15 protein-coding genes are annotated in these 20,502 nt (G+C 73.3%); 7 read left to right on the plus strand and 8 right to left on the minus strand.

Annotated features, from left to right (window positions below):
* From FHX71_RS16850 to FHX71_RS16870, 5 genes are all read right to left on the minus strand, one after another.
* The gene (locus FHX71_RS16850) at positions 1-2,130 is read right to left on the minus strand and encodes an alpha-galactosidase (protein ID WP_182618269.1); all 2,130 of its coding nucleotides are present in this window, start codon (positions 2,128-2,130) and stop codon (positions 1-3) included.
* Positions 2,127-3,026: a carbohydrate ABC transporter permease gene (locus FHX71_RS16855; protein WP_182618271.1), complete on the minus strand. Its 900-nt coding sequence runs from the start codon at positions 3,024-3,026 to the stop codon at positions 2,127-2,129. Before FHX71_RS16855 ends, FHX71_RS16850 begins: the two co-directional genes overlap by 4 nt.
* Position 3,027: 1 nt before the next feature.
* A complete protein-coding gene (locus FHX71_RS16860; RefSeq protein WP_182618272.1) occupies positions 3,028-3,933 on the minus strand; it encodes a carbohydrate ABC transporter permease in 906 nt (301 codons plus the stop codon).
* Positions 3,930-5,243, minus strand: a complete 1,314-nt coding sequence (locus FHX71_RS16865) for an ABC transporter substrate-binding protein (protein ID WP_246402608.1) — start codon at positions 5,241-5,243, stop codon at positions 3,930-3,932. Before FHX71_RS16865 ends, FHX71_RS16860 begins: the two co-directional genes overlap by 4 nt.
* Before the next feature lie 78 nt (positions 5,244-5,321).
* Complete coding sequence (locus FHX71_RS16870; RefSeq protein ID WP_220489710.1) at positions 5,322-9,014, minus strand: DUF5107 domain-containing protein; 3,693 nt, start codon at positions 9,012-9,014, stop codon at positions 5,322-5,324.
* 131 nt (positions 9,015-9,145) lie between these two features.
* Here FHX71_RS16870 and FHX71_RS16875 point away from each other — a divergent pair, with 131 nt between their 5' ends.
* Positions 9,146-10,027 carry a helix-turn-helix domain-containing protein gene (locus tag FHX71_RS16875; RefSeq protein WP_312877075.1) on the plus strand — a complete coding sequence of 294 codons (882 nt, stop codon included), beginning with the start codon at positions 9,146-9,148 and terminating at the stop codon, positions 10,025-10,027.
* A 256-nt stretch (positions 10,028-10,283) separates the two neighbouring features.
* Entirely contained in the window at positions 10,284-12,413 is a 2,130-nt protein-coding gene (locus tag FHX71_RS16880; RefSeq protein ID WP_182618274.1) for an NPCBM/NEW2 domain-containing protein, read from the plus strand.
* Positions 12,414-12,503: 90 nt separating this feature from the next.
* Here FHX71_RS16880 and FHX71_RS16885 read toward each other — a convergent pair whose 3' ends face one another.
* Positions 12,504-13,373 carry a LysR family transcriptional regulator gene (locus FHX71_RS16885; RefSeq protein ID WP_182618277.1) on the minus strand — a complete coding sequence of 290 codons (870 nt, stop codon included), beginning with the start codon at positions 13,371-13,373 and terminating at the stop codon, positions 12,504-12,506.
* A gap of 118 nt (positions 13,374-13,491) precedes the next feature.
* Here FHX71_RS16885 and FHX71_RS16890 point away from each other — a divergent pair, with 118 nt between their 5' ends.
* Together FHX71_RS16890 and FHX71_RS16895 are read left to right on the plus strand one after the other, a co-directional pair.
* Positions 13,492-14,358, plus strand: coding sequence for an aldo/keto reductase (locus FHX71_RS16890; RefSeq protein WP_182618279.1), 867 nt, complete (start codon positions 13,492-13,494; stop codon positions 14,356-14,358).
* 36 nt (positions 14,359-14,394) lie between these two features.
* Positions 14,395-15,327, plus strand: coding sequence for an aldo/keto reductase (locus FHX71_RS16895; RefSeq protein WP_182618280.1), 933 nt, complete (start codon positions 14,395-14,397; stop codon positions 15,325-15,327).
* A 56-nt stretch (positions 15,328-15,383) separates the two neighbouring features.
* Here FHX71_RS16895 and FHX71_RS16900 read toward each other — a convergent pair whose 3' ends face one another.
* Positions 15,384-16,805, minus strand: coding sequence for an FAD-binding oxidoreductase (locus FHX71_RS16900; RefSeq protein WP_182618282.1), 1,422 nt, complete (start codon positions 16,803-16,805; stop codon positions 15,384-15,386).
* Between the two features lie 104 nt (positions 16,806-16,909).
* On the opposite strand from FHX71_RS16900, the gene FHX71_RS16905 reads away from it, so the two are divergent.
* Both FHX71_RS16905 and FHX71_RS16910 read left to right on the plus strand, forming a co-directional pair.
* Entirely contained in the window at positions 16,910-17,440 is a 531-nt protein-coding gene (locus FHX71_RS16905) for a MarR family winged helix-turn-helix transcriptional regulator (RefSeq protein ID WP_220489711.1), read from the plus strand.
* Positions 17,441-17,538: 98 nt separating this feature from the next.
* On the plus strand, positions 17,539-18,978 hold the full coding sequence (locus FHX71_RS16910) for an MDR family MFS transporter (RefSeq protein ID WP_182618284.1): 1,440 nt from the start codon (positions 17,539-17,541) through the stop codon (positions 18,976-18,978).
* A 23-nt stretch (positions 18,979-19,001) separates the two neighbouring features.
* Here FHX71_RS16910 and FHX71_RS16915 read toward each other — a convergent pair whose 3' ends face one another.
* On the minus strand, positions 19,002-19,430 hold the full coding sequence (locus FHX71_RS16915; protein WP_020014006.1) for a helix-turn-helix domain-containing protein: 429 nt from the start codon (positions 19,428-19,430) through the stop codon (positions 19,002-19,004).
* 62 nt (positions 19,431-19,492) lie between these two features.
* On the opposite strand from FHX71_RS16915, the gene FHX71_RS16920 reads away from it, so the two are divergent.
* Positions 19,493-20,437 carry an NAD(P)/FAD-dependent oxidoreductase gene (locus FHX71_RS16920; protein ID WP_182618286.1) on the plus strand — a complete coding sequence of 315 codons (945 nt, stop codon included), beginning with the start codon at positions 19,493-19,495 and terminating at the stop codon, positions 20,435-20,437.
* Positions 20,438-20,502 lie beyond the last annotated feature (65 nt).

Consider the following 20,502-nt stretch of genomic DNA (forward strand, 5'->3'; position numbering starts at 1 on the left):
TCACACCCGGTCCAGGACCAGCACGTCGCAGTCCTGCCAGGTCCAGCCGACCGGGAGCCCGTCGGAAGCGAGCTCCGCGCCGGACCGCACCTCGTCGCTGCCCCGCACCCGGTACCGCGCGTCCGGTTCGAGGTCGCGCAGGTACAGCGCGAGGTCGGCGTCGGCGCGCCGCCAGGCGAGCACCACGACGGCGTCGGCCCCGGTGTACTGCACCGCGCACGCCGCGTCGGCCGGGTCCCCGTGCCGCCGGGTCCGCCCGGTGTGCACCACGTGCCGGATCGAGCGGTACAGGTCTACGAACGACGCCGCCCGCTTCCGGGTCGCGTCGTCCCAGGCCAGCAGGTCCGAGCCGATGCCGAGCACCCCCGCCATGGCGACGACGAACCGGAACTCCAGGCTCGCCGGTGCGCTCTCCTGGTCGAGCAGGTCGGGCAGGTCGGTGACCCACGAGCTCATGGTCCACGCGGGCAGCACGCCCAGGAAGCCGTGCTGGATCGACAGCCGGTCGCGCGGCCCGGTCTCGTCGCTGGGCCAGACGACGTCGGTCCGGGCGAGGACGGCGTGGTCGATGCGCCCGCCGCCGCCCGCGCAGCCCTCGACGGTGACCTGCGGGAACTCGGCGCGCAGCATGTCGAGCACCCGGTAGTAGGCCTGGGTGTGCCGCCAGGACCAGTCGTCGCCGCCCGGGGCGGTGCGCCCGCCGTCGGCGATGGAGCGGTTCATGTCCCACTTGAGGTACGTGATGTCGGTGTCGGTGAGCAGCCGGCGCAGCGTGCCGAGCACCCACTCCTCGACCTCCGGCAGGCCGAGGTTGAGCATGTACTGGTGGCGCAGCGTCTCCAGGGGGCGCCCGGCCACGTGGTGCGCCCACTCAGGGTGCGCGCGGTACAGGTCGCTGTCGGGGCTCACGGCCTCCGGCTCGACCCACAGGCCGAAGCGCATGCCGAGCGCCTTGACGCCGTCGGCGAGCGGCCCGAGCCCGCCCGGGATCCGGTCGGTGTCGACCTCCCAGTCGCCCAGCGCGGCCCGGTCGGTCGTGCGGCCGCGGAACCAGCCGTCGTCGACCACGAAGACCTCCGCGCCCACCTCGGCGGCCGCCTCGGCGAGCCGGAGCTGGTGCTCCACGCGGACGTCGAAGGTCGTGGCGAACCAGGAGTTGTAGACCACGGGCCGGTGCTCGGGACCGCGGGTGCGGGCCAGCGTCGCCTGGTAGGTGTGCCAGGCGTGGGCGAGGTCGTCGGCGTCGCCCTCGACCCGCACGCCCGCGAGCACCGGGGTGGTCAGGGTGTCGCCGGGTGCGAGGGTGAGGATGCCCGACTCGTCGTCCGGCCCCGCGGAGACGCGGATGTGGTCGGCGAACGGGACGGCGTCGAGCGCCATCCGCCACGAGCCGCTCCAGGCGAGCGCGACGCCGAACCGGACGGGTGCGTCCGTTCCGGCGGAACGGAACGCCCCGTCCGTTCCGCCCGAGTGGACCGCCCCGTCCGTTTGCGCGGAGCGGACCGCCCCGTCCGTTCCGGCAGGAACGACAGTCACCACCGGCGCATACGTGTGCGACGTGATCCCCTGGCGGCTGCCGATGCTCAGCGTGCCGGCCTCGAGCGAGGCGCGGAAAGGCGTGAACTCCCGCGACCACGCGCCGCCCAGCAGGTCCACGCGCGCCCCGCCAGGAGCAGGCACGTTGAACGCCCCGCCCCAGCCGCGCAGCACCTCGATCGGCTCCGCCGAACGGTTCTCCAGGCGGGCCCACTTCTCCACGACGTCGTGGTCCGGGTGGGTCCGCAGGTGCAGGGTCACGCCGAGGCCGAGCACGTCGTCGGCGAGCGGGCAGACCAGGTGCGTGCCGCCGTCGTCCCGCGCCACGGAGACCTCGCCCGCGAGGGCGAGGCGCGCGCCACGGACGCCGTCGGCACGCCGGACCACGAGCTCGGCGCCGTGCACGTTGCGCGTGCCGAGAGCCGTCGCCTCCAGCGGCAGCAGGTCGAGGTCCGCCTCGAAGGACGACGTCGCCGCCACGGGCGCCGCCGCCTCCCCGGCAGAAGGTCCCCAGCCGATCGCTACCAGCCCCGCCTCGCGCGGGGCGAGGCCGACGACGTACTGACCCGTCCGGGTCGGGAGAGTCCAGGTCACTTGTTGGCTCCTACGAGAAGTCCGGACACGAACTGCTTCTGGAACAGGAAGAACACGATCGCCGTCGGCACGGCCGCGATCAGCGAGCCTGCCGCGACCACGTTCCACGCGCTGGAGAACCCGCCCTGCAGGTTGAGCAGGGCCGCGGTGATCGGGAACTTCGCCTCGGTGCGCAGCACCGTCATCGCCCAGATCAGGTCGTTGAAGATCCAGGTCGTGGCCAGGGCCGCGAGCGCCGCCAGCGACGGCCGCGACAGGGGCAGCACGATGCGCCAGAAGATGCCGCCGGGGCCGGCGCCGTCGAGCCGCGCGGCCTCGAAGACCTCGTTCGGCAGGCCGCGCATGAACCCGTGCAGCACGAAGGTGTAGAAGCCGATGCCGAACCCGACCTGGACCACGACGAGCGCGGTGAGCGTGTCGCCGATGCCGATGGCCTCGGTGATGGACGCGACCGGCACGAGCAGGATCTGCGGGGGCAGCAGGTTGCCGGCGAGCATGGTGAGCAGGATGGTGCGGCGGAAGGGGATGTCGAACCGGCTCAGGGCGTAGGCGGCGAAGGACGACAGCGCCAGGGAGAGGATCACGGCGCACACGGTGACGACGACGCTGTTGCCGAGGGAGCGCAGCACGCCGCCCGCGGTCAGGGCGGTGGTGAAGCCGTCGAGGCTGAACGACGCCGGGAGGGCGCCGAGGCCGCGGCCGGCGATGTCGTCGTAGGAGCGCACCGCGACGAACAGCACGAACACGATGGGGCTGAGCCACAGCAGCGTGACGGGGACCATCGCGACGTGCAGCCACGGTGAGCGGGCGGGGCGCGGCCGACGGCGCCGGGCGGCGGGCCGTCTGCCGGCCGTCGTCGGGACGCCGGGGGCGGCGGGTGGGGCGAGTGCTGACATGTCAGTCCTCCGTCCGCGCCTGGCGGGCGAGGTAGGTGATGATGAAGCCGATCGCCAGGGCGAAGATGACGACGGCGATGGCGGAGGCGTAGCCGAGGTTCCCCGTGGTGAACGCCTGCTGGAACATGTAGGTGCTCAGGAGCTGGGTCTCGTTGTAGGGCCCGCCGCGGGTCATCGCCCAGACGATGTCGAAGGTGCGCAGCGAGTCGATGACGGTCACGGCGAAGACGACCATGCTCACGCCGCGGAGCTGCGGCATGACGATGCGCCAGAACCGCTGCCACGCGTTGGCGCCGTCGACGGCGGCGGCCTCCTCCAGCGTGCCGTCGGTGCCCTTCAGACCGGCCAGGTAGAGCACCATGATGTAGCCGACCTGGCGCCAGACGGCGGCGATGAGCACGGCCCCGAGGGCGACGGTGGGGTCGGCGAGCCACTGGCGTTCCAGGTGCTCCAGGCCGAGCAGGCCGAGGGTGCCGTTGATGGGCCCGTCGGGCGCGTACATGACGCGCCAGAACAGGCCGCTGACGGCGAGCGAGACGACCATCGGCAGGTAGATGGCGCTGCGGTAGAGGCTCACCATCGGGCCGGGCTTGTTCAGGGTGACCGCGAGGGCGAGGCCGCCCACCACGGACAGGCCGCCGAACCCGATCACCCAGATCACGTTGTTGCGCAGGGCGGTCAGGAAGATCGGGTCGTCGGCCAGGTCGCGGAAGTTCTGCAGGCCCACGGGCTCGGCCAGGCCGATCCCGTCCCAGCGGGTCAGGGCGAGCGAGAACGAGTTGGCCGCGGGCCAGAACACCCAGAACAGCTCGACCACGAACGGGACCAGCAGGAACACCCAGACGAGCAGCGGGACGCGCGCGAACCGGTTGGGGCGGCGGGTCGTGGTGGACGGCTGCGCGCTCACGACGCGAAGACCCCCTCGGCCGCCTTCTGCCACTCGTCGAGGATGCTCTTCATGGAGTCGGGCTCGGCGAGGAACTTGGTGAGGGCGGTGTCGGCGGTGGCCTGGAGGGCGTCGGAGGAGTCGCGGTTGAAGAACTGCGTGATCTCCTCGGTGTTGTTCAGCAGCTCGATGCCCTTCTGCACGAGCGGGCTGAACGCGGAGGTGTCGACGTCGGGCGAGGTCGGCAGGTTGGCGGACTTGGACTGCTCGATGTACTGCTGCTGCGACTCGGCGGAGGCGAGGTAGCTCAGCAGGTCCAGCGCGCCCTGGTGGTTGTCGCTGCGCGCCGCGGCGAAGAAGCCGTCGGTCGGGGCCTCCTCTGCCGTCGGCACCGAGTCGTTGATGACGGGCACGGAGAAGAAGTCGAGGTCGTCGCGCTGGTCCTCGGGGAAGTAGCCGGAGACGAACGCCCCGACGAGGTACATGGCCGACTTGTCCTGGGCCACGGGCGTGGCCGCGTCCTGCGCGGTGTAGGAGGCGGCGTTCTTGTCGAAGTACGGGATGAGCCGCTTGTACTCCTCCATGACGGCCACCACCTCGGGGTCGTTGAAGGCGTGCTCCCCGGCCAGCAGCTCTCGGTGGTACTGGGCGCCGTTGATCCGCAGGTCCAGGTAGTCGAACCAGCCCGACGCCATCCACGGCGTCGACGACAGGCCGTTGGTCAGCGGGACGATGCCCTGGCCGCTGAGGTTCTCGCACAGCGCGTGGAACTCGTCCCACGACGTCGGCGGCTCCACGCCCCACTTCTCGAACGCGGACTTCTTGTAGAAGACGCTCCACCAGTAGTAGCTGGTCGGCACGAAGATCTGGTTGCCGGACGCGTCGCTGGACAGGCTGCGCAGCGCGTCGGAGTACCCGGCGCACGCGCCGTCGCCCTCCCACAGGGGCGACACGTCGAGCAGCAGCCCCTCCTCGGCGTAGGACCGGGCCACGGACCCGGCGTACCAGCTCAGCACCTCGGGCGAGTCGCCGGAGCGCAGGTAGTTCGTGAGCTGCGCCCGGAACTGCTCGGTGGCCACCGAGTTCATCGTGACGTCGCCGCCGGGGTAGGCCTTGACCAGCGCCTCCAGGGCAGCCTTCGGGTCGGCGTCCTGGATCGAGTTCTGCAGGGTGACGAGGCCGGAGCTCGCGCCGCCCCCGCCACCGCCGCTGCCGCCCGACGTCGTCCCGACGCACGCGGCCAGCAGGCTCGCCGCACCCAGCGTCATACCGCCCGCGAGGAGCTCGCGGCGAGTCAGTGCCCACTTGTCGGACGTGGTTCGCTTGGACATCTTTGTTCCTCCTTCGTGCGCCTTCGTTGGCGCATCCTGGTACCACTCAGATCACGGGCGCGGGTAGGTCCGCGCCCGTCAGATTCCCGGGGCCTGTTCCACAGCCTCCCCGACGACGGCGGCGGGGCCGCGCAGCAGCGCCTCGCCGTGACGGGCGACGGCGTGCCGCAGGTCGGCCGCGTGGCGCGACGCCGCGAGCTCCGGCCGGCCCAGCATGGTTTTCGCCGTGGCGACGTCGCCCGCCAGCAGCGCGAGCTGGGCGTCCAGCACGAGGACGCGCCGGTCGCGCACCCGCAGGGGGTCCTCCTCGAACAGCAGGAGGTCGGGCAGCGACGTCGCGAAGTAGTCCACGCGCGGCACCTCGACGGCGTACGTGTCGCGGTAGGCGCGCAGCGATGCCGTGAGGTCGTCCGCGGCCGCGGTGTCTCCGGTGCGGCGCAGCGCGAGGACCGTCCAGAAGGTCTGCTCGCCGTGCTCCTGCGTGCTCATCTCGACGAAGTCGCCGCGCTGGGTCGCGGCGGTGCGCCAGGCGTCGTCGGCTTCTTCGGTGCCGACGGCTGCTTGGTCGCCGGCCGCGGCGAGCGCGTCGCCGAGCAGCAGGTGCAGGTTCGCCGTGCTCGCCAGGGGGTGGCGCGCCTCCCCCAGGCTGGGCGGCGGGGCGAGGGCAGCGCGCACGTGCCCGACGGCGTCCGCGGCCCGGCCCTCCGCGAGCGCGTCCAGGGCGCGGTGGGCCTGCACGCGGTCCCAGGCCAGGAGCGCCTGGCCCTCGCCGCCCTCCCACGGGTGCAGGCGACGTCCGCCGAGGATCGCCAACGCCTCGTCCGCGCGACCCTCGGTGACCATGAGGTGCAGGGCCTCGACGGCAAGGTCGTCGCGGTCGAGAGGCCCGCCCCGCTGGTCGAGCCCAGGCCCTCGCTGGTCGAGCTTGTCGAGACCCCCGCCAGCCGACCATGCACTTCCTGCCAGATCCGCCCCCGGACTGGCAGCAGGTGCATGGTCCGTCCCGAGCAGCGCGGCGAGCCGCTCCCCCGGTCCGACCCCCGTCAGCGCCGCGAGCTGGTCACGCTCGTACCGGAGCCGCGCGTCGTCGGGCGCGACGGCGCACGCCCGGTCGTAGGCGGCGGCCGCGGCGGCCAAGTCGCGCTCGTGGTTGACGGCGGCCAGGCCGATGTTCCGCCAGGCCACGGCGTCGGACGAGTCGATCTGGACGGCCGCCCGCCACAAGGCCAGGGCGTCGGCCCGCCGTCCGGCCGCGTAGGTCCAGTGGCCCAGGAGCGACCTCGCGCGGGCGTCGTCGGGGTCGGTGTCGGCCGCCTCGCTCAGCACCGCGGCGTCGGCGAGCCGGCCCGGGAAGCACCACGTGGCGTCCAGGCCGCGGGCCCGCGCCCGCTCCGCGGCGGCGTCGTCCGGACGGTCCGCGAGGCGCAGCACGTGCGCGCGGTGGTACGCGAGCAGCGGCCGGACGGCGGTCTGCCCGGCGGGCCGGTGGTCCTCGCGGGCCTCCGCCTCGTCGAGGCAGGCGAGCGCGGCCTCGTGCTCGCCCACGCCGGCCAGCTCGATCGCGACGTCGAGCAGGGTCTGGGCGTCACCGCTCGCGGGCTGCCCGTCCAGGTGGCGCAGCCAGGCGTCGAGCGGGTCGAGGGTGCGGGCGGCGGCGAGGGTGGAGGCGGCGTCGGCGTGCCGGCGCAGCCGCCCGAGGCAGACCACGCTCAGCGCGAGGGCCTGGAGGTGGTCGGGCTCGGTGCGGCGCACGTCGGCCAGCCGGTCCAGGGCGGCGGCGTAGCGGCCGGCGCGCGCGTCGAGGCGCGCCATCCGGTAGCCCGCGGCGGCCCGCCAGGCCCGCGACCAGGCGGCCTGGGCGTAGGCGGTGTAGGCGCCGGAGTCGTCGCCGAGCGCCTCGCGCACCAGGCCGAGCAGGTAGACCGCCGTCGTGTCGCGGGGGCTGCGGTGCAGCCGGGTCAGCCGCCCGACGGCGCGGCCCAGGTACTCGGCGGCCTCCTCGTGGCGGCCCGCGGCGTAGGCCCGGCGGCCGAGGCCGACCAGGCTGTCGACGTGCCCCGGGTCCCGCTCCAGCGCCGCGCGCCAGTACGGCTCCGGGGCGCGCGTGGCGTGCCGGTACAGGTCGAGGTGCGCGGCGATGAGCGCCAGCTCCTCGACGCTGCCGACCTCGTCGGGCGCGGCCGGCTCCTCGGCAGGATCGGGCTCGGCGACACGGGCCGCCGCACTCGCCCCGGCGACGTCGGCCGCCGCACCCTCGATGCCCCCACCCCTTTGAGACCTAAGTTTCTTGTCTTTGGAGCTCTCCAAAGGGGAGAAACTTAGGTCTCGAAGGGGATCGGCGTCGGCCGGGGTCTCGGTCCAGGTCACCAGGGTCCGGTCCCCGTGGGTGACCGTCACCGTCAGCGGGCCCGTGCCGGCCGGGACCTCGTGCGTCAGCAGGGCCGGGCGCGTCGGGTCGACGTCGACGACGTCGGTCGCCAGCACCGCGCCGTCGGCCGACAGCGTGATCGTCAGATCGTCCAGGGGCCGCGGCACGACGACGCCGACACGCGCCGTCGTCGGCCCCGCGCCGTCGGCCCCGGCAGCGCCATCGCCGACGCCACCCGAACCCGACCGCTCCAGCCGCACCGCGGCGTCGAGCGTGGCCCGGTCCACCGGGCCGACGTCGCGGAACGGGTACCAGTACTGGGAGAAGACCTTGGTCTCGCCGGGCGCGAGGTGCGCGAAGTCGGGCTGGTTGTCGGTGAAGACGCCGGCCATGAGCTCGACGTAATGGGAGCCGTCGTCGGCCAGGTTGGCGTCCCAGGCGTGGCCGAACGGGGCGTTGCCCCAGGTCCACTGCTTCTTGCCGGGCGACAGCGCGCGGTCGGCGACGTGCACGAAGCCGAGGCCGCCCGCGTGGTCGTACCCGCCGAAGAACTCCTCGTCGCTGGCCAGGCACATGTACGACGTCGGCACCGGGATGTTGCGGTACCAGTCGAGGCGGTCGCCGCCCCGGTCCGCGAGCGCCGGGTAGTCGACGCCGTAGTAGGGCCGGTCGGCGTGCGGGAACGCGGTGATGGCGCGCCGGGCGTGGTCGGCCACGTAGGTGACGTCGTGCGGGAAGAAGGACTGGTAGTCGTCGTCGACCTTGGCCGCGACGTTGGCCCACCACAGGAACGACTGGGGCAGCTCGCTGCGGTTGTAGAGCCGCACCGTCAGCTCGAGCACGGCGCTGTCGGGGCGCAGCCGCACGCCGTGCATGCCCTTCATGCGGGTGAACGGGTCGTGGTCGGAGCACCAGACGACGACGGCGCCGTCGGGCTCCTCCTCGATCTCGACGTCGACCGGCAGGTAGGTGGCCGGGCGGTGGTGCTGCGGCCAGTTGAGCTCGACGCCGCCCGCGATCCACGGCCCGGCGAGGCCCACGAGGGCGGGCTTGATCACGGGGTTGGTCCAGAAGAAGTCCCGGCCGCTGCCCCGCTCGCGGGCCACGTGGATGCGCCCGCCGAGCTCCGGCAGCACCACGACCCGGAGCCACTCGTTCTCCAGGTGCACCGCGCGCCAGGCCCGCTGGTGGGGCTCGTCGGCGATCTGGTGGTGGAACGGCAGCGGGTACACGCGGCCGGACGAACCCTGGTAGACCCGCCGGTCCAGGTACGCGGGGAACCTGTCGGGGGGCAGCGGTTCGTAGGTGGTCAGGGTGAGCGGCGCCTCCCAGGCGGCCGCGGCCCGGCCGGCCAGGTCGTCGGGCCGGGCGGGAAGGTCGAGCACGGACTCCACATCGAGCATGGGTCCGACGCTACGAACCTCCCGGGTACCGCGGGAAGCGACGTATCGACGAACTTGCCTGGACGATTCGACGATCCTGGTTCCGGGGCGACCCCCTGACGCGGCCGGGCGGACGGCGCTACCCTCCAGGGGTGCGCATCCGTGACGGCTTCCCCGGGCAGCGCCTGCGGGTGCTGCCGACCACCGTGGTCCGCGCGACGTCGCAGGCGGGCCCCACCTCGCGCCTGATGGTGACCGACGCGGGCTATTTTCCGCACGCCACGAACCACGGGCGGGTGCGCAGGCAGGGCGCAGCGGGGACCATCGTCATCGTGTCCTCCGCGGGCCGCGGCTGGTGCCGGACGCCGGGCGGCCTGCACCGTATCGGCGCTGCTCAGGCCCTGGTCATCCCCGCGGGCGTGGCCCACGAGTACTGGGCGGACGACGACGACCCATGGACGATCTGGTGGATGCACGTCCGGGGTGACGACGCCACCGAGTTCGAGCAGCACCTGGCCGGGCACGCGGGGCCGGACGACGTCGCCGTCGTCGAGGTGCACGACCTGGTGCGCGTCGTCGCCGACCTGGAACGCGTCGTCGACGCGCTGGAGACGGATGAGACCTACCCGAGCCTGCTGCGCTGCGCGGGCGCCGCGTGGTCGGTGCTCGCGCAGATCGGGGCCGACGCCGCCGCGGGCAGCCCGGTCCGCGGCGAACCAGTGCGCGCCGCGCAGGAGTACCTGCGCACGCACCTGGACGCCGTCGTCGAGGTGGCGGCGCTCGCCCGCCGGTTCGGGCTGAGCACGTCGCACTTCTCGGCGCGCTTCCGGGCGGCGACCGGCGGCGGCGTGGTCGAGTACGTCAAGCGGCTGCGGATGGCGCGGGCGTGCGAGCTGCTCATCACCACGGAGCTGCCCGTCGCCGACATCGCGCGCTCGGTGGGCTACCCGGACCCGTTCTACTTCTCGCGGCAGTTCCGCAGCGTGCACTCGTGCAGCCCGACGGACTTCCGCCGAAACCTCCACGAGCGCTGAGTTCCCGGGCGGCCCGGGCCCGGCTGCCGCCGGGCGATGCGGGCGGTCGGCAGAATGTCAGGTGGTCGGCATTCCGGGGTGCCGACCACCTGACATTCTGCCGACCACGCGGCGGGGCTCCGCCAGCCCTCGCGTCGGATCGTCCAGGCGGGTGCGTCGTCCTCTGCATTCCGTCCGGGTAGGGGCCCGGGGTTTGCTGTGCGGGTTCCCTCCCCTCGGCTCCGGCCGAGCCGACGACGACGTCAGGAGACCCTGGATGTTCACCGTACGAACCTGGGCGGCGAGGACGAGTGCCGCCCTGCTCACGACAGCACTGGCCGCGACCGGCCTGGCGGCGAGCGCCTCGGCGGCGCCGACCACGACCGCCGTCGGCCCAGCGCCCGCCGACGCCGCCAGTGCCGCCAGCCCCGCCCCCGCCCCCGCCCCGGCGTCCGACAGCCCCAGCCCCACGCCCTACCAGGGCTGGAACACGTACTACGGCCTGGGCGGCGACTTCACCGCCGACGAGGTGCTGGACGTCGCCGACTTCCTGGTCTCGTCCGGCCTCGCGGACGCCGGATACGACATCGTGTGGCTCGACGGCGGCTGGCAGGACGAGGTGCCGCGCGGCGACGACGGCCGCCTGCAGGGCGACGCCGAGCGTTTCCCCGACGGCATGGCGGCGCTGGCCGACGAGATCCACGACCGCGGCCTGCGCGCCGGCATCTACACGGACGCCGGCCCGTACATCCCCGGCACGTGCGGCCTGGGCAGCGGCGGCCACTACCAGACCGACGCCGACACCTTCGCGGAGTGGGGGTACGACGCCGTCAAGGTCGACTTCCTGTGCGGCATCACCGCCGACCTGGACCCGCAGGAGGCGTTCACCGCGTTCGCGGAGGCGCTGCGGGACAACAGCTCCGGCCGGCAGATGATCTTCAACCTCTGCAACCCCGTGACCTCGCCGGACTGGGGCGACTACCCCGAGGAGCAGCAGTCCACGTGGTCGTGGACCTACGCTCCGGACATCGCGGAGTCGTGGCGCACGTACACCGACGTCGGGTTCGTGGGGCAGATCCAGTTCAAGGACGTGCTGCGCAACTTCGACGCGAACGCCCGGCACCCGGAGGTCGCGGGGCCGGGGCGGTTCAGCGACCCGGACTACCTGGGCCCGGAGCTCGGCATGACCACGGAGGAGTTCCGCACGCAGATGTCGCTCTGGACGGTTGCGGCCGCGCCGCTCGTCATCTCCAGCGACCCGCGCACCCTGAGCCAGGAGTCGCTGGACATCCTGCTCGACGAGGACGTGCTGGCGATCGACCAGGACCGGCTCGGCCTCCAGGGCACGCGGGTCGGCGCGGCCGGCACCACGGAGACATGGGCCAAGCCGCTCGCGGACGGCTCGGTCGCCGTCGCGCTCCTGAACCGCGGCGACCGGCCCGCCGAGGTCGCCGCCACCGCCCGTGACCTGGGCCTGCGCGGCCGGTCGTTCGCCGTGCTGGACACCTGGACGGACGCCCGCACGCAGTCCTCGGGCACGATCCGGGCGGCGGTCCCGGCGCACGGCGCCGCGCTGCTGCGGGTGACGCCCGCCCGGCACGACGGCGCGCCCCGCCTGGTCGCGTCGCCGCCCGCCTTCGCGTCCGTCGGGGCCGACGCCGTAACGCCCACCACCGACCTGCTCGCCGCGGCCGGCGACCGGCTGACCACCGAGGTGACGCTGCACAACGACGGCGGCAAGGCGGTGCGGGACCCGCGCGTCGCGCTGACGGTGCCTTCGGGCTGGACCGCTACGGCGTCGGGGCCGGCGCCCCGCGTGGTGCGGCCCGGCGGCTCGGCCACCGTCGCGTTCACGGTCTCCGTCCCGGCCGGGACGGACACCGGCGGGTACGACGTCGCCGCGTCCGTCACCTCGGGTTCCGGTCGGCTGACGACGCCGCCGTCGCGCGTGACGGTCGCGCCCGGGGCACCGTCGGGCAGCGACGTCGTGCTCTCGGGGCACCCGTGGGTGAGCGCGTCGAGCGGCTGGCTGACGCCCACCGTGGACCAGAGCGTGGGCGGCGGCTCGCCGCTGACGGTGGCCGGCATCGTGCACAAGACCGGGATCGGCGTCGCCAGCCCGTCCCACGTGCGGTACTACCTCGGCGGCGCGTGCACCGCGCTGTCCGGGAGCGTCGGCATCGACGACGTCGTCGGCACGGTCGGGCCGGAGGGCGGCACGGCGACGTTCGACGTCGTCGGCGACGGAGAGACCCTCTGGACCAGCGGCACGGTAGAACGCGGCACGGCTCACCCGTTCACGGTGGACGTGACGAACATCCGCGACCTGACCCTCCGCGTAGGTGACGCCGCCGACGGCGGCTACAACGACCGAGCCGACTGGCTCTCCCTCACCACCTCCTGCTGACCCCCTCGTTGAGTGCTGGGTATTCGCCCTTTCGAAGCCTCGAAAAGGGCGAATACCCAGCACTCAACGATCCGGGTTGGGCGGGGGGGGTCAGCAGGAGGGGGCCTCCGTGAGGAGCTCCGTGAGGTGCGGGGCCGGGCTGTCCGCGCGGTCCGGGGTCGTGACCAGCGAGACGATCCAGTCCGCGGAGCCGTCGGCGGCGACCGGGAGCGCGACCAGGCGGGCCGCCTGCGGCTTGGCCGCGACGTGCCGCGGCACCAGCGCGACGCCGAGGCCGCGGTCGACCAGGTCGAGCAGCGTGTGCACGTCGTTGACGGTGAACCGCACCCGACGGCGCACGCCCCGCGCGGCGAACGCGTCGTCGTTCATCTGCCGCACGGCCCACGACGGGTGGAAGTCGATGAAGCTCTCCCCGCCCAGGTCGGCCCGGTCGACGGCGGCGCGCGACGCGAACGGGTGGTCCGCCGGGCAGAGGAACACCATCGGCTGCTGCCCCAGGACGGTGCGCGGCAGCACGCCCACGTGGTCGGCGGTCGCGACGAAGGCGGCGTCGAGCTCGCCGTCGCGCACCCCGGCCAGGAGCTCGTGCGAGCCGGCCTGCTGGAACGCGATCTCCACGCGCGGGTAGCGCCGGTGGAAGCGTTCCAGCAGCGTGGCGACGTCGACGACGCCGAGGCACTGCTCCGAGCCGACCCGCAGCGTGCCGGCCAGCTCGCGGGAGACCTGGACCACCGCATCGCGAGCTTCCGTCGCAGAGGAGAGCATGGAGCGGGCGAAAGGCAGGAGCGCCAGGCCCGCCTCCGTCGGCTCGACCCGGCGGGTGGTCCTGGTGAACAGCTTGGTGCCCAGCTCGACCTCGAGGTTACGGATGGCGGCGGACAGCCCGGACTGGGAGACGCCGGTGAGCTCGGCAGCCCGGGTGAACTGGCGTTCGTCCGCCAGGGCCACGAGGTATTCCATCTGACGCAGTTCCATTAAGCAGTACCAGTTCTAGGAATGATGATGGGGAGTTGTTGGACTTCTAGGTTACGGCTTCCTAGTCTCTGGTTCGAACCCGTTGCGACACGAGGGAGAAACAATGCAGCTCCGTACCATCGGCGGCCGTTCCGTCTCCGCGATCGGCCTCGGCGGCATGCCGATGTCCATCGAGGGCCGGCCCGACCGCGAGCGCTCGATCGCCACGATCCACGCCGCCCTCGACGCCGGCGTCACCCTGATCGACACCGCCGACGCCTACCACCAGTTCGCCGACGAGGTGGGACACAACGAGGAGCTCATCGCCGAGGCCCTCCGGACCTACGGCGCCGACACCTCCGGCGTGCTGGTCGCCACCAAGGGCGGCCACCTGCGCCCCGGGGACGGGTCCTGGACCAAGGACGGTCGCCCCGAGTACCTCAAGGAGGCCGTCAAGGCCTCGGCCAAGCGGCTCGGCGTCGACGCCATCGGCCTCTACCAGTTCCACCGCCCGGACCCGAAGGTGCCCTACGGCGACTCCGTGGGCGCGATCCGCGACCTGCTCGACGAGGGCGTCATCGAGCTGGCCGGCATCTCGAACGCGAACCCGGACCAGATCCGCCAGGCCAACGACATCCTCGGCGGCCGCCTCGTGTCGGTGCAGAACCAGTTCTCGCCGCGCTTCCGGTCCTCGCTGCCGGAGCTGGAGCTGTGCGCCGAGCTCGGCATCGCGTTCCTGCCGTGGAGCCCGCTGGGCGGCATCTCGCTGGCCCGGTCGGGCGAGCTGGGCGCCGACTTCTCGGCGTTCCAGGAGGTCGCCGACGCGCACGGCGTGTCCCCGTTCCGGGTCACGCTGGCCTGGGAGCTCGCGCTGGCGCCCGTCGTCGTGCCCATCCCGGGGGCCTCGCGCCCGCAGAGCATCACCGACTCGGCCCAGGCCACCGAGCTGACCCTCAGCGCGGACGAGGTCGCCCGCCTGTCGGCGGCCTGAGCCCACCCCTAGCACCTAAGTACAGGAGAGAAACCCGTGAAGACCTTCACCCTGCCCGGGACGGAGCTCACCGTCCCGAACGTCGTCCTGGGCCTCATGCGCATCCAGGAGAAGACGGACGAGGAGGTGCGCACCCTGGTCAAGACGGCCCGGGACGCCGGCATCTCGTTCTTCGACCACGCCGACGTCTACGGCTCCGCCCTGCACGGCTGCGAGACCCGGTTCGCCGAGGCCATGCAGCTCACGTCGTCGGAGCGCGAGCAGATCGTGCTCCAGACCAAGGCCGGCATCGTGCGCGAGGGGCCGTACTTCGACTACTCGTACGAGCACCTCGTCGAGTCGGTCGAGGGCTCGCTGGCCGCGCTCGGCACCGACTACATCGACATCCTGCTGCTGCACCGCCCGGACGCCCTCGTGGAGCCGGACGAGGTGGCGCGCGCGTTCGACGAGCTGTCGGCGTCGGGCAAGGTGCGGGCGTTCGGCGTCTCGAACCACACGCCGGGCCAGATCGAGCTGCTGCGCAAGTCCGTGACGCAGCCGCTCGTCGCCAACCAGCTCCAGCTCTCGGTGACGCACGCGCCGCTGGTGGCGCAGGGCGTGGCCGCGAACATGCAGGGCCTGGACCAGTCGATCAGCCGCGACTCCGGCACGCTGGACTACTGCCGCCTGCACGACATCACCGTGCAGGCCTGGTCGCCGTTCCAGGCCGGGTTCTTCAACGGCGTGTTCCTCGGCTCGCCGGACTACCCGGAGCTGAACGCCGTCATCGACCGGCTCGCCAAGAAGTACGACGTGCCGGCCATCGCGATCGCCACCGCCTGGATCACGCGCCACCCGGCGCAGATGCAGGTCGTGCTGGGCACCACCAACCCGGAGCGGGTCGCGGGCGCCGCGCTCGGCTCGGACGTGCCGCTGACGCGCGCCGAGTGGTACGAGATGTTCCGCACGGCGGGCTACACGGTCCCGTAACCCCCTGACGTGTCAGACGCTCAGGTCCCTCGGGGGACCTGAGCGTCTGACACGTCTCACGGCTTCACGTTGTGGTTGGACGCGAACAGGTTGCCCGGGTCGTAGGTTCGCTTGACCTCGCGGAGGCGGTCGAGCGTGGCCCCGGGGTAGGCGTCGCGCACGTCCTGCTCCGTGGCCCGCGCCATGAAGTTCACGTACCCGGGTCCGGCGACGCCGAGCGAGGCCGACGCCGCGGACACCCACTCGCCGAGCGCGGACGCACCGTCGAGGTCCTGCGCCAGGCCCTGCACCGTGACCATCCAGGCCGCGTCGCGGTGCGCGAAGGCCGTGTCCGCGGCGTCGACGTCGCCGATCGCACCACCCATGGGCCGCAGGTTGACCGCCGCGACGCCCCGTGGGGCCGCGAGCACGGCCTTGATCGCCGCCGCGGCCCACGCCTCGTCGGGCGCCCAGGCGCCCGCGCCGAGGAACCCGGTCCGCGCGTCGCCCGGCAGCCCGCTCTCGGGGCCGCCGCCGCCCGCGAACATCTCGGGGTAGGCGATCTCCGCGATGCTGTCGTGCAGGGGCCCGAGCGCGCGGAGCGGCGCGTACGCCGCCTCGGCCTGGTCCGCCGAGCCGGTGAAGCAGGCCAGCGCCATGACGACCGGCTTGCCGTGCGCCTCGGCGGGCAGCATCGGCAGAGGCGGCGCGACCATCACGTTGACCATGCCCGACAGCTCCGCGGGCGCCTGCGCGAACGCCGCGAGCACCCCGGCAAGGACGCCCGGGTCGGCGGGCCAGACGAACATGCCGCCCGTGACGACGGGCAGCTCCCGCAGGCGCAGGTCGAGCCGGGTCACGACGCCGAAGTTGCCGCCGCCGCCCCGTAGGGCCCAGTAGAGGTCGGGGTTCTCGTCGGCGTCGGCCCGGACCACCCGGCCGTCCGCGAGGACCACCTCGGCGCCCAGCACGTTGTCGACGGTGAGGCCGTGCGCCCGGCTGAGGTAGCCGATGCCGCCACCGAGCGCGATGCCGGCCAGGCCGACGCCGCCGGTGTCGCCGAAGCCGGTGGCGAGGCCGTGCTCGCCGGCCGCCGCGACGTAGGCACCGGCGAGCGCCCCGCCCTGCGCGCGTCCGACGCCCGCCTCGGTGTCGATCTCGATCCCGTCCATGAGGCGCAGGTCGACGACGATCCCGCCGTCGACCAGGGCGTGCCGGGCCAGGTTGTGGCCCCCGGCGCGGACGCCGAGCGGCAGGCCGGTCCGTCGCGCGACGTCGAGCACCGCCGCGATCTCGTCGGTGTTCCGCACCCGGGCGACCGCCACCGGCGTGCGTTCGGGGCCGCCCAGGTAGACCTCGGCGGCGTCGGCGAACCCGGCGGAGGAGGGGGTGAGCAAGCGGTCGCCGAGCACGGCCGCGAGCGGTGCGAGGGCATCGTCGAGCGCCTCGGGTGACGTGATGGTGGTGCCGGTGGTGCCGGGGGTTTCCTGCGTGGCCATCGTCGAGCCTCCGTGTCGGTGCCAGAGCTTCCGGACCGCCAACGTTAGACATCTAAGGATTAGGCGTCAACGCATTTCGGTGACGGTCGAACTACCCTTCGTCCATGCAACCAAGCGGGCGGGCGGACGGCGATCCAGGCGACACCGCACAGGGGGTGAACCCGGGGGCCGTCCCCGTCGCGGTCGCGATGTGGCACTCCGTGCACCGCGTGATGCGGGCGTTCGACGCCCACCTCTCCGAGCAGGGCGCCACCTGGCAGGTCTGGCACATCCTGCTCGCCGTGCACCAGGGCACGCCCGCCACCCAGCGCGAGCTCGCGCAGGCCGTCGGCATCCGGGAGGCCACCCTCACGCACCACCTGCGCGGCATGGAGGACAAGGGCCTGATCGTCCGCAGCCGCCAGGAGCACAACCGCCGGGTGCAGCGCATCGAGGTCACCGAGGCGGGCGAGGCGCTCTTCCGCCGGCTCAAGAAGGAGGCGATCGAGTTCGACCGGACGCTGCGCGGCGCGATCGGCCCCGGCGAGGACGACGTCGACGCGTTCTTCGCCACGCTCGGCCGCCTGGCCGACTCCGTGCCCGACGGCGGGCGCGACATCCTCCCGGAGGGCTGGCCCGGCAACCGCCGCAGGTAATCAGGCAACCGCCGGGAATAAATCGTCCGCCTGCCGGGAATAGGCGGTGCCCCGGGCAACCTTGTACGTGTCGTGCAGCACACCCCGGAACCCCAGGCATGACCGCGACGTCCACCGCCACCCCCGACACGCGGCTCGGCCTGCGCGGCGACCGTGGTCCGATCCTCGGCGCGCTCATGCTCGCCACCGCGCTCGTGGCGCTCGACGCCACGATCCTCGCCACCGCCTCGACCACCATCGCGCGCGAGCTCGGCGCGTTCGAGCAGGTCCCGTGGCTGTTCTCCGCGTACACGCTGGCGCAGGCGGTGACCGTCCCGCTGTACGGGCGGCTGGCCGACGTGTTCGGCCGCAAGCGCGTCATCCTCGTGGGCATCGCGCTCTTCGTGCTCGGCTCGATCCTGTGCGCCGTGGCCTGGAGCATGCCGGCCCTGATCTGGTTCCGGGTGCTGCAGGGCCTGGGCGCCGGCGCGATCCTGCCGATGTCGATGACCATCACCAGCGACATCTACACGCTCGCCGAGCGCGCCAAGACGCAGGGCTACATGGCCAGCGTGTGGGCGATCTCCTCGGTACTCGGCCCGACGCTGGGCGGCGTGTTCAGCCAGTTCGTGAGCTGGCGCTGGATCTTCTGGGTCAACATCCCGATCGGCGCCGTCGCCCTGCTGGCGATCTGGCGCAAGTTCCACGAGAAGCAGCGCGACGGCGCCCGCGAGCCCGTCGACTACCTGGGCGCGGTGCTGCTGACCGGCGGCAGCACGCTGCTGGTGCTCGGCCTGCTGGAGGGCGGGCACGCCTGGGGCTGGGCCTCCGCGCAGTCCATCGCGATCTTCGTCGCCGCGGTGGCGCTGCTCGTGGCGTTCGGCCTGGCGGCGCGGCGCAACGCGCACCCGATCTTCGACCTGCGGCTGCTGCGCCGCCGGGTGGTGGGCGCGTCGACGGCGGCGTCGCTGATGGTCGGCGTCATCACGCTCGGCCTGTCCACCTACATCCCGATCTACGCGCAGGGCGTGCTCGGCGTCGGGCCGCTGGTGGCCGGGTTCGCGCTGGCGGCACTCACGCTCGGCTGGCCCATCGCGGCCACCCTGTCGGGGCGGGTCTACCTGGCGATCGGCTTCCGCTGGACCAGCACCATCGGTGCGGTGGTCGTCCTGGCCGGTGCGCTCATGACCCTCCTGCTCGACGCCGACGCCGCCGTGTGGCAGATCTCCGCCGCCGTGTTCGTCATCGGGCTCGGCATGGGCCTCGTGGCCGTGCCCACCCTGCTCGCCGCCCAGCACAGCGTGGGCTGGGGCGAGCGCGGCGCCGTGACCGCGACCAACATGTTCGCCCGGTCGATCGGGCAGGCCGTCGGCGTCGCCGCGCTCGGCGCGGTGGTCAACGCACTGACCGTCGTCGGCGCGGACGGCACGCCCGAGGGGGCCGGCCTCGCGAACGCGATGCACCTGGTCTTCTGGTGCGTCGTGGCCTGCGCCGCGGTGATGATCGTGACGGTGCTGCTGCTCCCCCGCGACAACCCGAAGGCCACGCAGGCCGCGTGACGGTGACGCGGGCCGCGTAACGGTTACGCGGTCGGCGTGACGGCGAACCCCTCCCGGACTCCGTCGAGCACGTCCTGCACGTGCTTGCGGAAGCCGGGGCAGGTCGCGATGTCGTGCGCGCGGCACTGCAGCGCGTGCTCCGTCATCGCGCGGGACGCCGCCATGTCGGCCATCCGGCGGTCCAGGTCGGCGATGTGCGCCTCCAGGACCTGGTGCCGGTCGTACGCCCCGGCGTCGAGCATGACGCGCACCTGCTCCAGGCTCATGCCCGCCGCCTTGCTGCGCACGATGACGCCCACCCGCACGACGTCGTCGCGCCCGTAGCGCCGCCGCCCGGCGCCGTCGCGCGCCGGACGCAGCAGGTCCTCGTCCTCCCAGTACCGCAGCACGTGGGTCTCCAGCCCGAACCGACGGGCCGTCTCGCCGACCGACCAGGTCTCGCTTGACTTCATGTCAACATGAAGTCACATCCTGGGGTGGTACCGCAAGACGTCCCGGGAAACGGAGCCCTGCCATGTCCGCCACACCCCCTCTGACCTCCTACGACGCCGTCGTGATCGGCGGCGGCCCCGCCGGCCTGCAGGCCGCCCTCACGCTCGGCCGCATGCACCGGCGCGTGCTGCTGCTCGACTCCGGCGAGTACCGCAACGCCACCGCCGAGCACATGCACAACGTGGTGACCAACGACGGCCGGGCCCCGGCCGAGTTCCGCTCGGTGGCCCGCAGCGAGCTCGCCGCCTACGCGACGGTGACGGTCCGGGAGGGCTCCGCGACCGCCGTCGCGCCCGACGGCGCCGGGTTCCGCGTCGAGGTGGACGGCGAGCACCTGAGCACGCGCGGCGTCGTGCTCGCGACCGGGCTGCGGGACACCCTGCCCTCGATTCCCGGGCTGGAGCCGCTGTTCGGCACCGTCGCGGCCGTGTGCCCCTACTGCCACGGGCACGAGCTGAGCGGCAAGCCCGTCGCGGTGCTCGGCAACGGGCCGCACGTGGCGCGGGTCGCGTTCCTGCTGGAGCGCATCGCCAGCCGCCTGACCGTCCTGGCCGACGGCGGCGACCTCGACGCCGACACCCGCGCCCTCCTGGCCGACGCCGGGGTGCCCGTGCGGCCCGAGCCCGTCAAGGAGCTCGTGCGCACGGCCGACGGCGCGCGCGTCGTTCTCGCGGACGGGCCGGACGAGGAAGTGGGCGGCATCTTCGTGGCCGCCGAGTTCGGTCAGCGGGCGCCGTTCGCGGAGCAACTCGGGCTGACGCTGCTGCCGTCGGGCGCCGTCGAGGTCGACGCGATGGCCCGCACCAGCCTGGCCGGCGTGTTCGCGGCCGGCGACATGGCGCACACCGCGGCGATGCCGGGGCCGATGGCGTCGGTGCTCATGGCGGCGGCGTCGGGCCAGCTCGCGGCGGTATCCCTGGACGCGGACCTGCTGGGCAGGGACCACCCGACGCCGACGCCGGCCTGACCGTCTGCGGGTCGGCAGTCCCCTGGCCCGGACCCGCCAGATCGGCACTCTGTATCGAGATCGGT

This window comes from Promicromonospora sukumoe, from assembly GCF_014137995.1.
GTDB lineage: Bacteria > Actinomycetota > Actinomycetes > Actinomycetales > Cellulomonadaceae > Promicromonospora > Promicromonospora sukumoe.

Excerpts from the sequence above, each read along its gene's own strand:
- FHX71_RS16855 (WP_182618271.1), bottom strand. The coding sequence starts at position 3,026 with ATGTCAGCACTCGCCCCACCCGCCGCCCCCGGCGTCCCGACGACGGCC.
- FHX71_RS16865 (WP_246402608.1), bottom strand. The coding sequence starts at position 5,243 with ATGTCCAAGCGAACCACGTCCGACAAGTGGGCACTGACTCGCCGCGAG.
- FHX71_RS16870 (WP_220489710.1), bottom strand. The coding sequence starts at position 9,014 with ATGCTCGATGTGGAGTCCGTGCTCGACCTTCCCGCCCGGCCCGACGAC.
- FHX71_RS16880 (WP_182618274.1), top strand. The coding sequence starts at position 10,284 with ATGTTCACCGTACGAACCTGGGCGGCGAGGACGAGTGCCGCCCTGCTC.
- FHX71_RS16885 (WP_182618277.1), bottom strand. The coding sequence starts at position 13,373 with ATGGAATACCTCGTGGCCCTGGCGGACGAACGCCAGTTCACCCGGGCT.
- FHX71_RS16890 (WP_182618279.1), top strand. The coding sequence starts at position 13,492 with ATGCAGCTCCGTACCATCGGCGGCCGTTCCGTCTCCGCGATCGGCCTC.
- FHX71_RS16900 (WP_182618282.1), bottom strand. The coding sequence starts at position 16,805 with ATGGCCACGCAGGAAACCCCCGGCACCACCGGCACCACCATCACGTCA.
- FHX71_RS16905 (WP_220489711.1), top strand. The coding sequence starts at position 16,910 with ATGCAACCAAGCGGGCGGGCGGACGGCGATCCAGGCGACACCGCACAG.
- FHX71_RS16910 (WP_182618284.1), top strand. The coding sequence starts at position 17,539 with ATGACCGCGACGTCCACCGCCACCCCCGACACGCGGCTCGGCCTGCGC.
- FHX71_RS16915 (WP_020014006.1), bottom strand. The coding sequence starts at position 19,430 with ATGAAGTCAAGCGAGACCTGGTCGGTCGGCGAGACGGCCCGTCGGTTC.
- FHX71_RS16920 (WP_182618286.1), top strand. The coding sequence starts at position 19,493 with ATGTCCGCCACACCCCCTCTGACCTCCTACGACGCCGTCGTGATCGGC.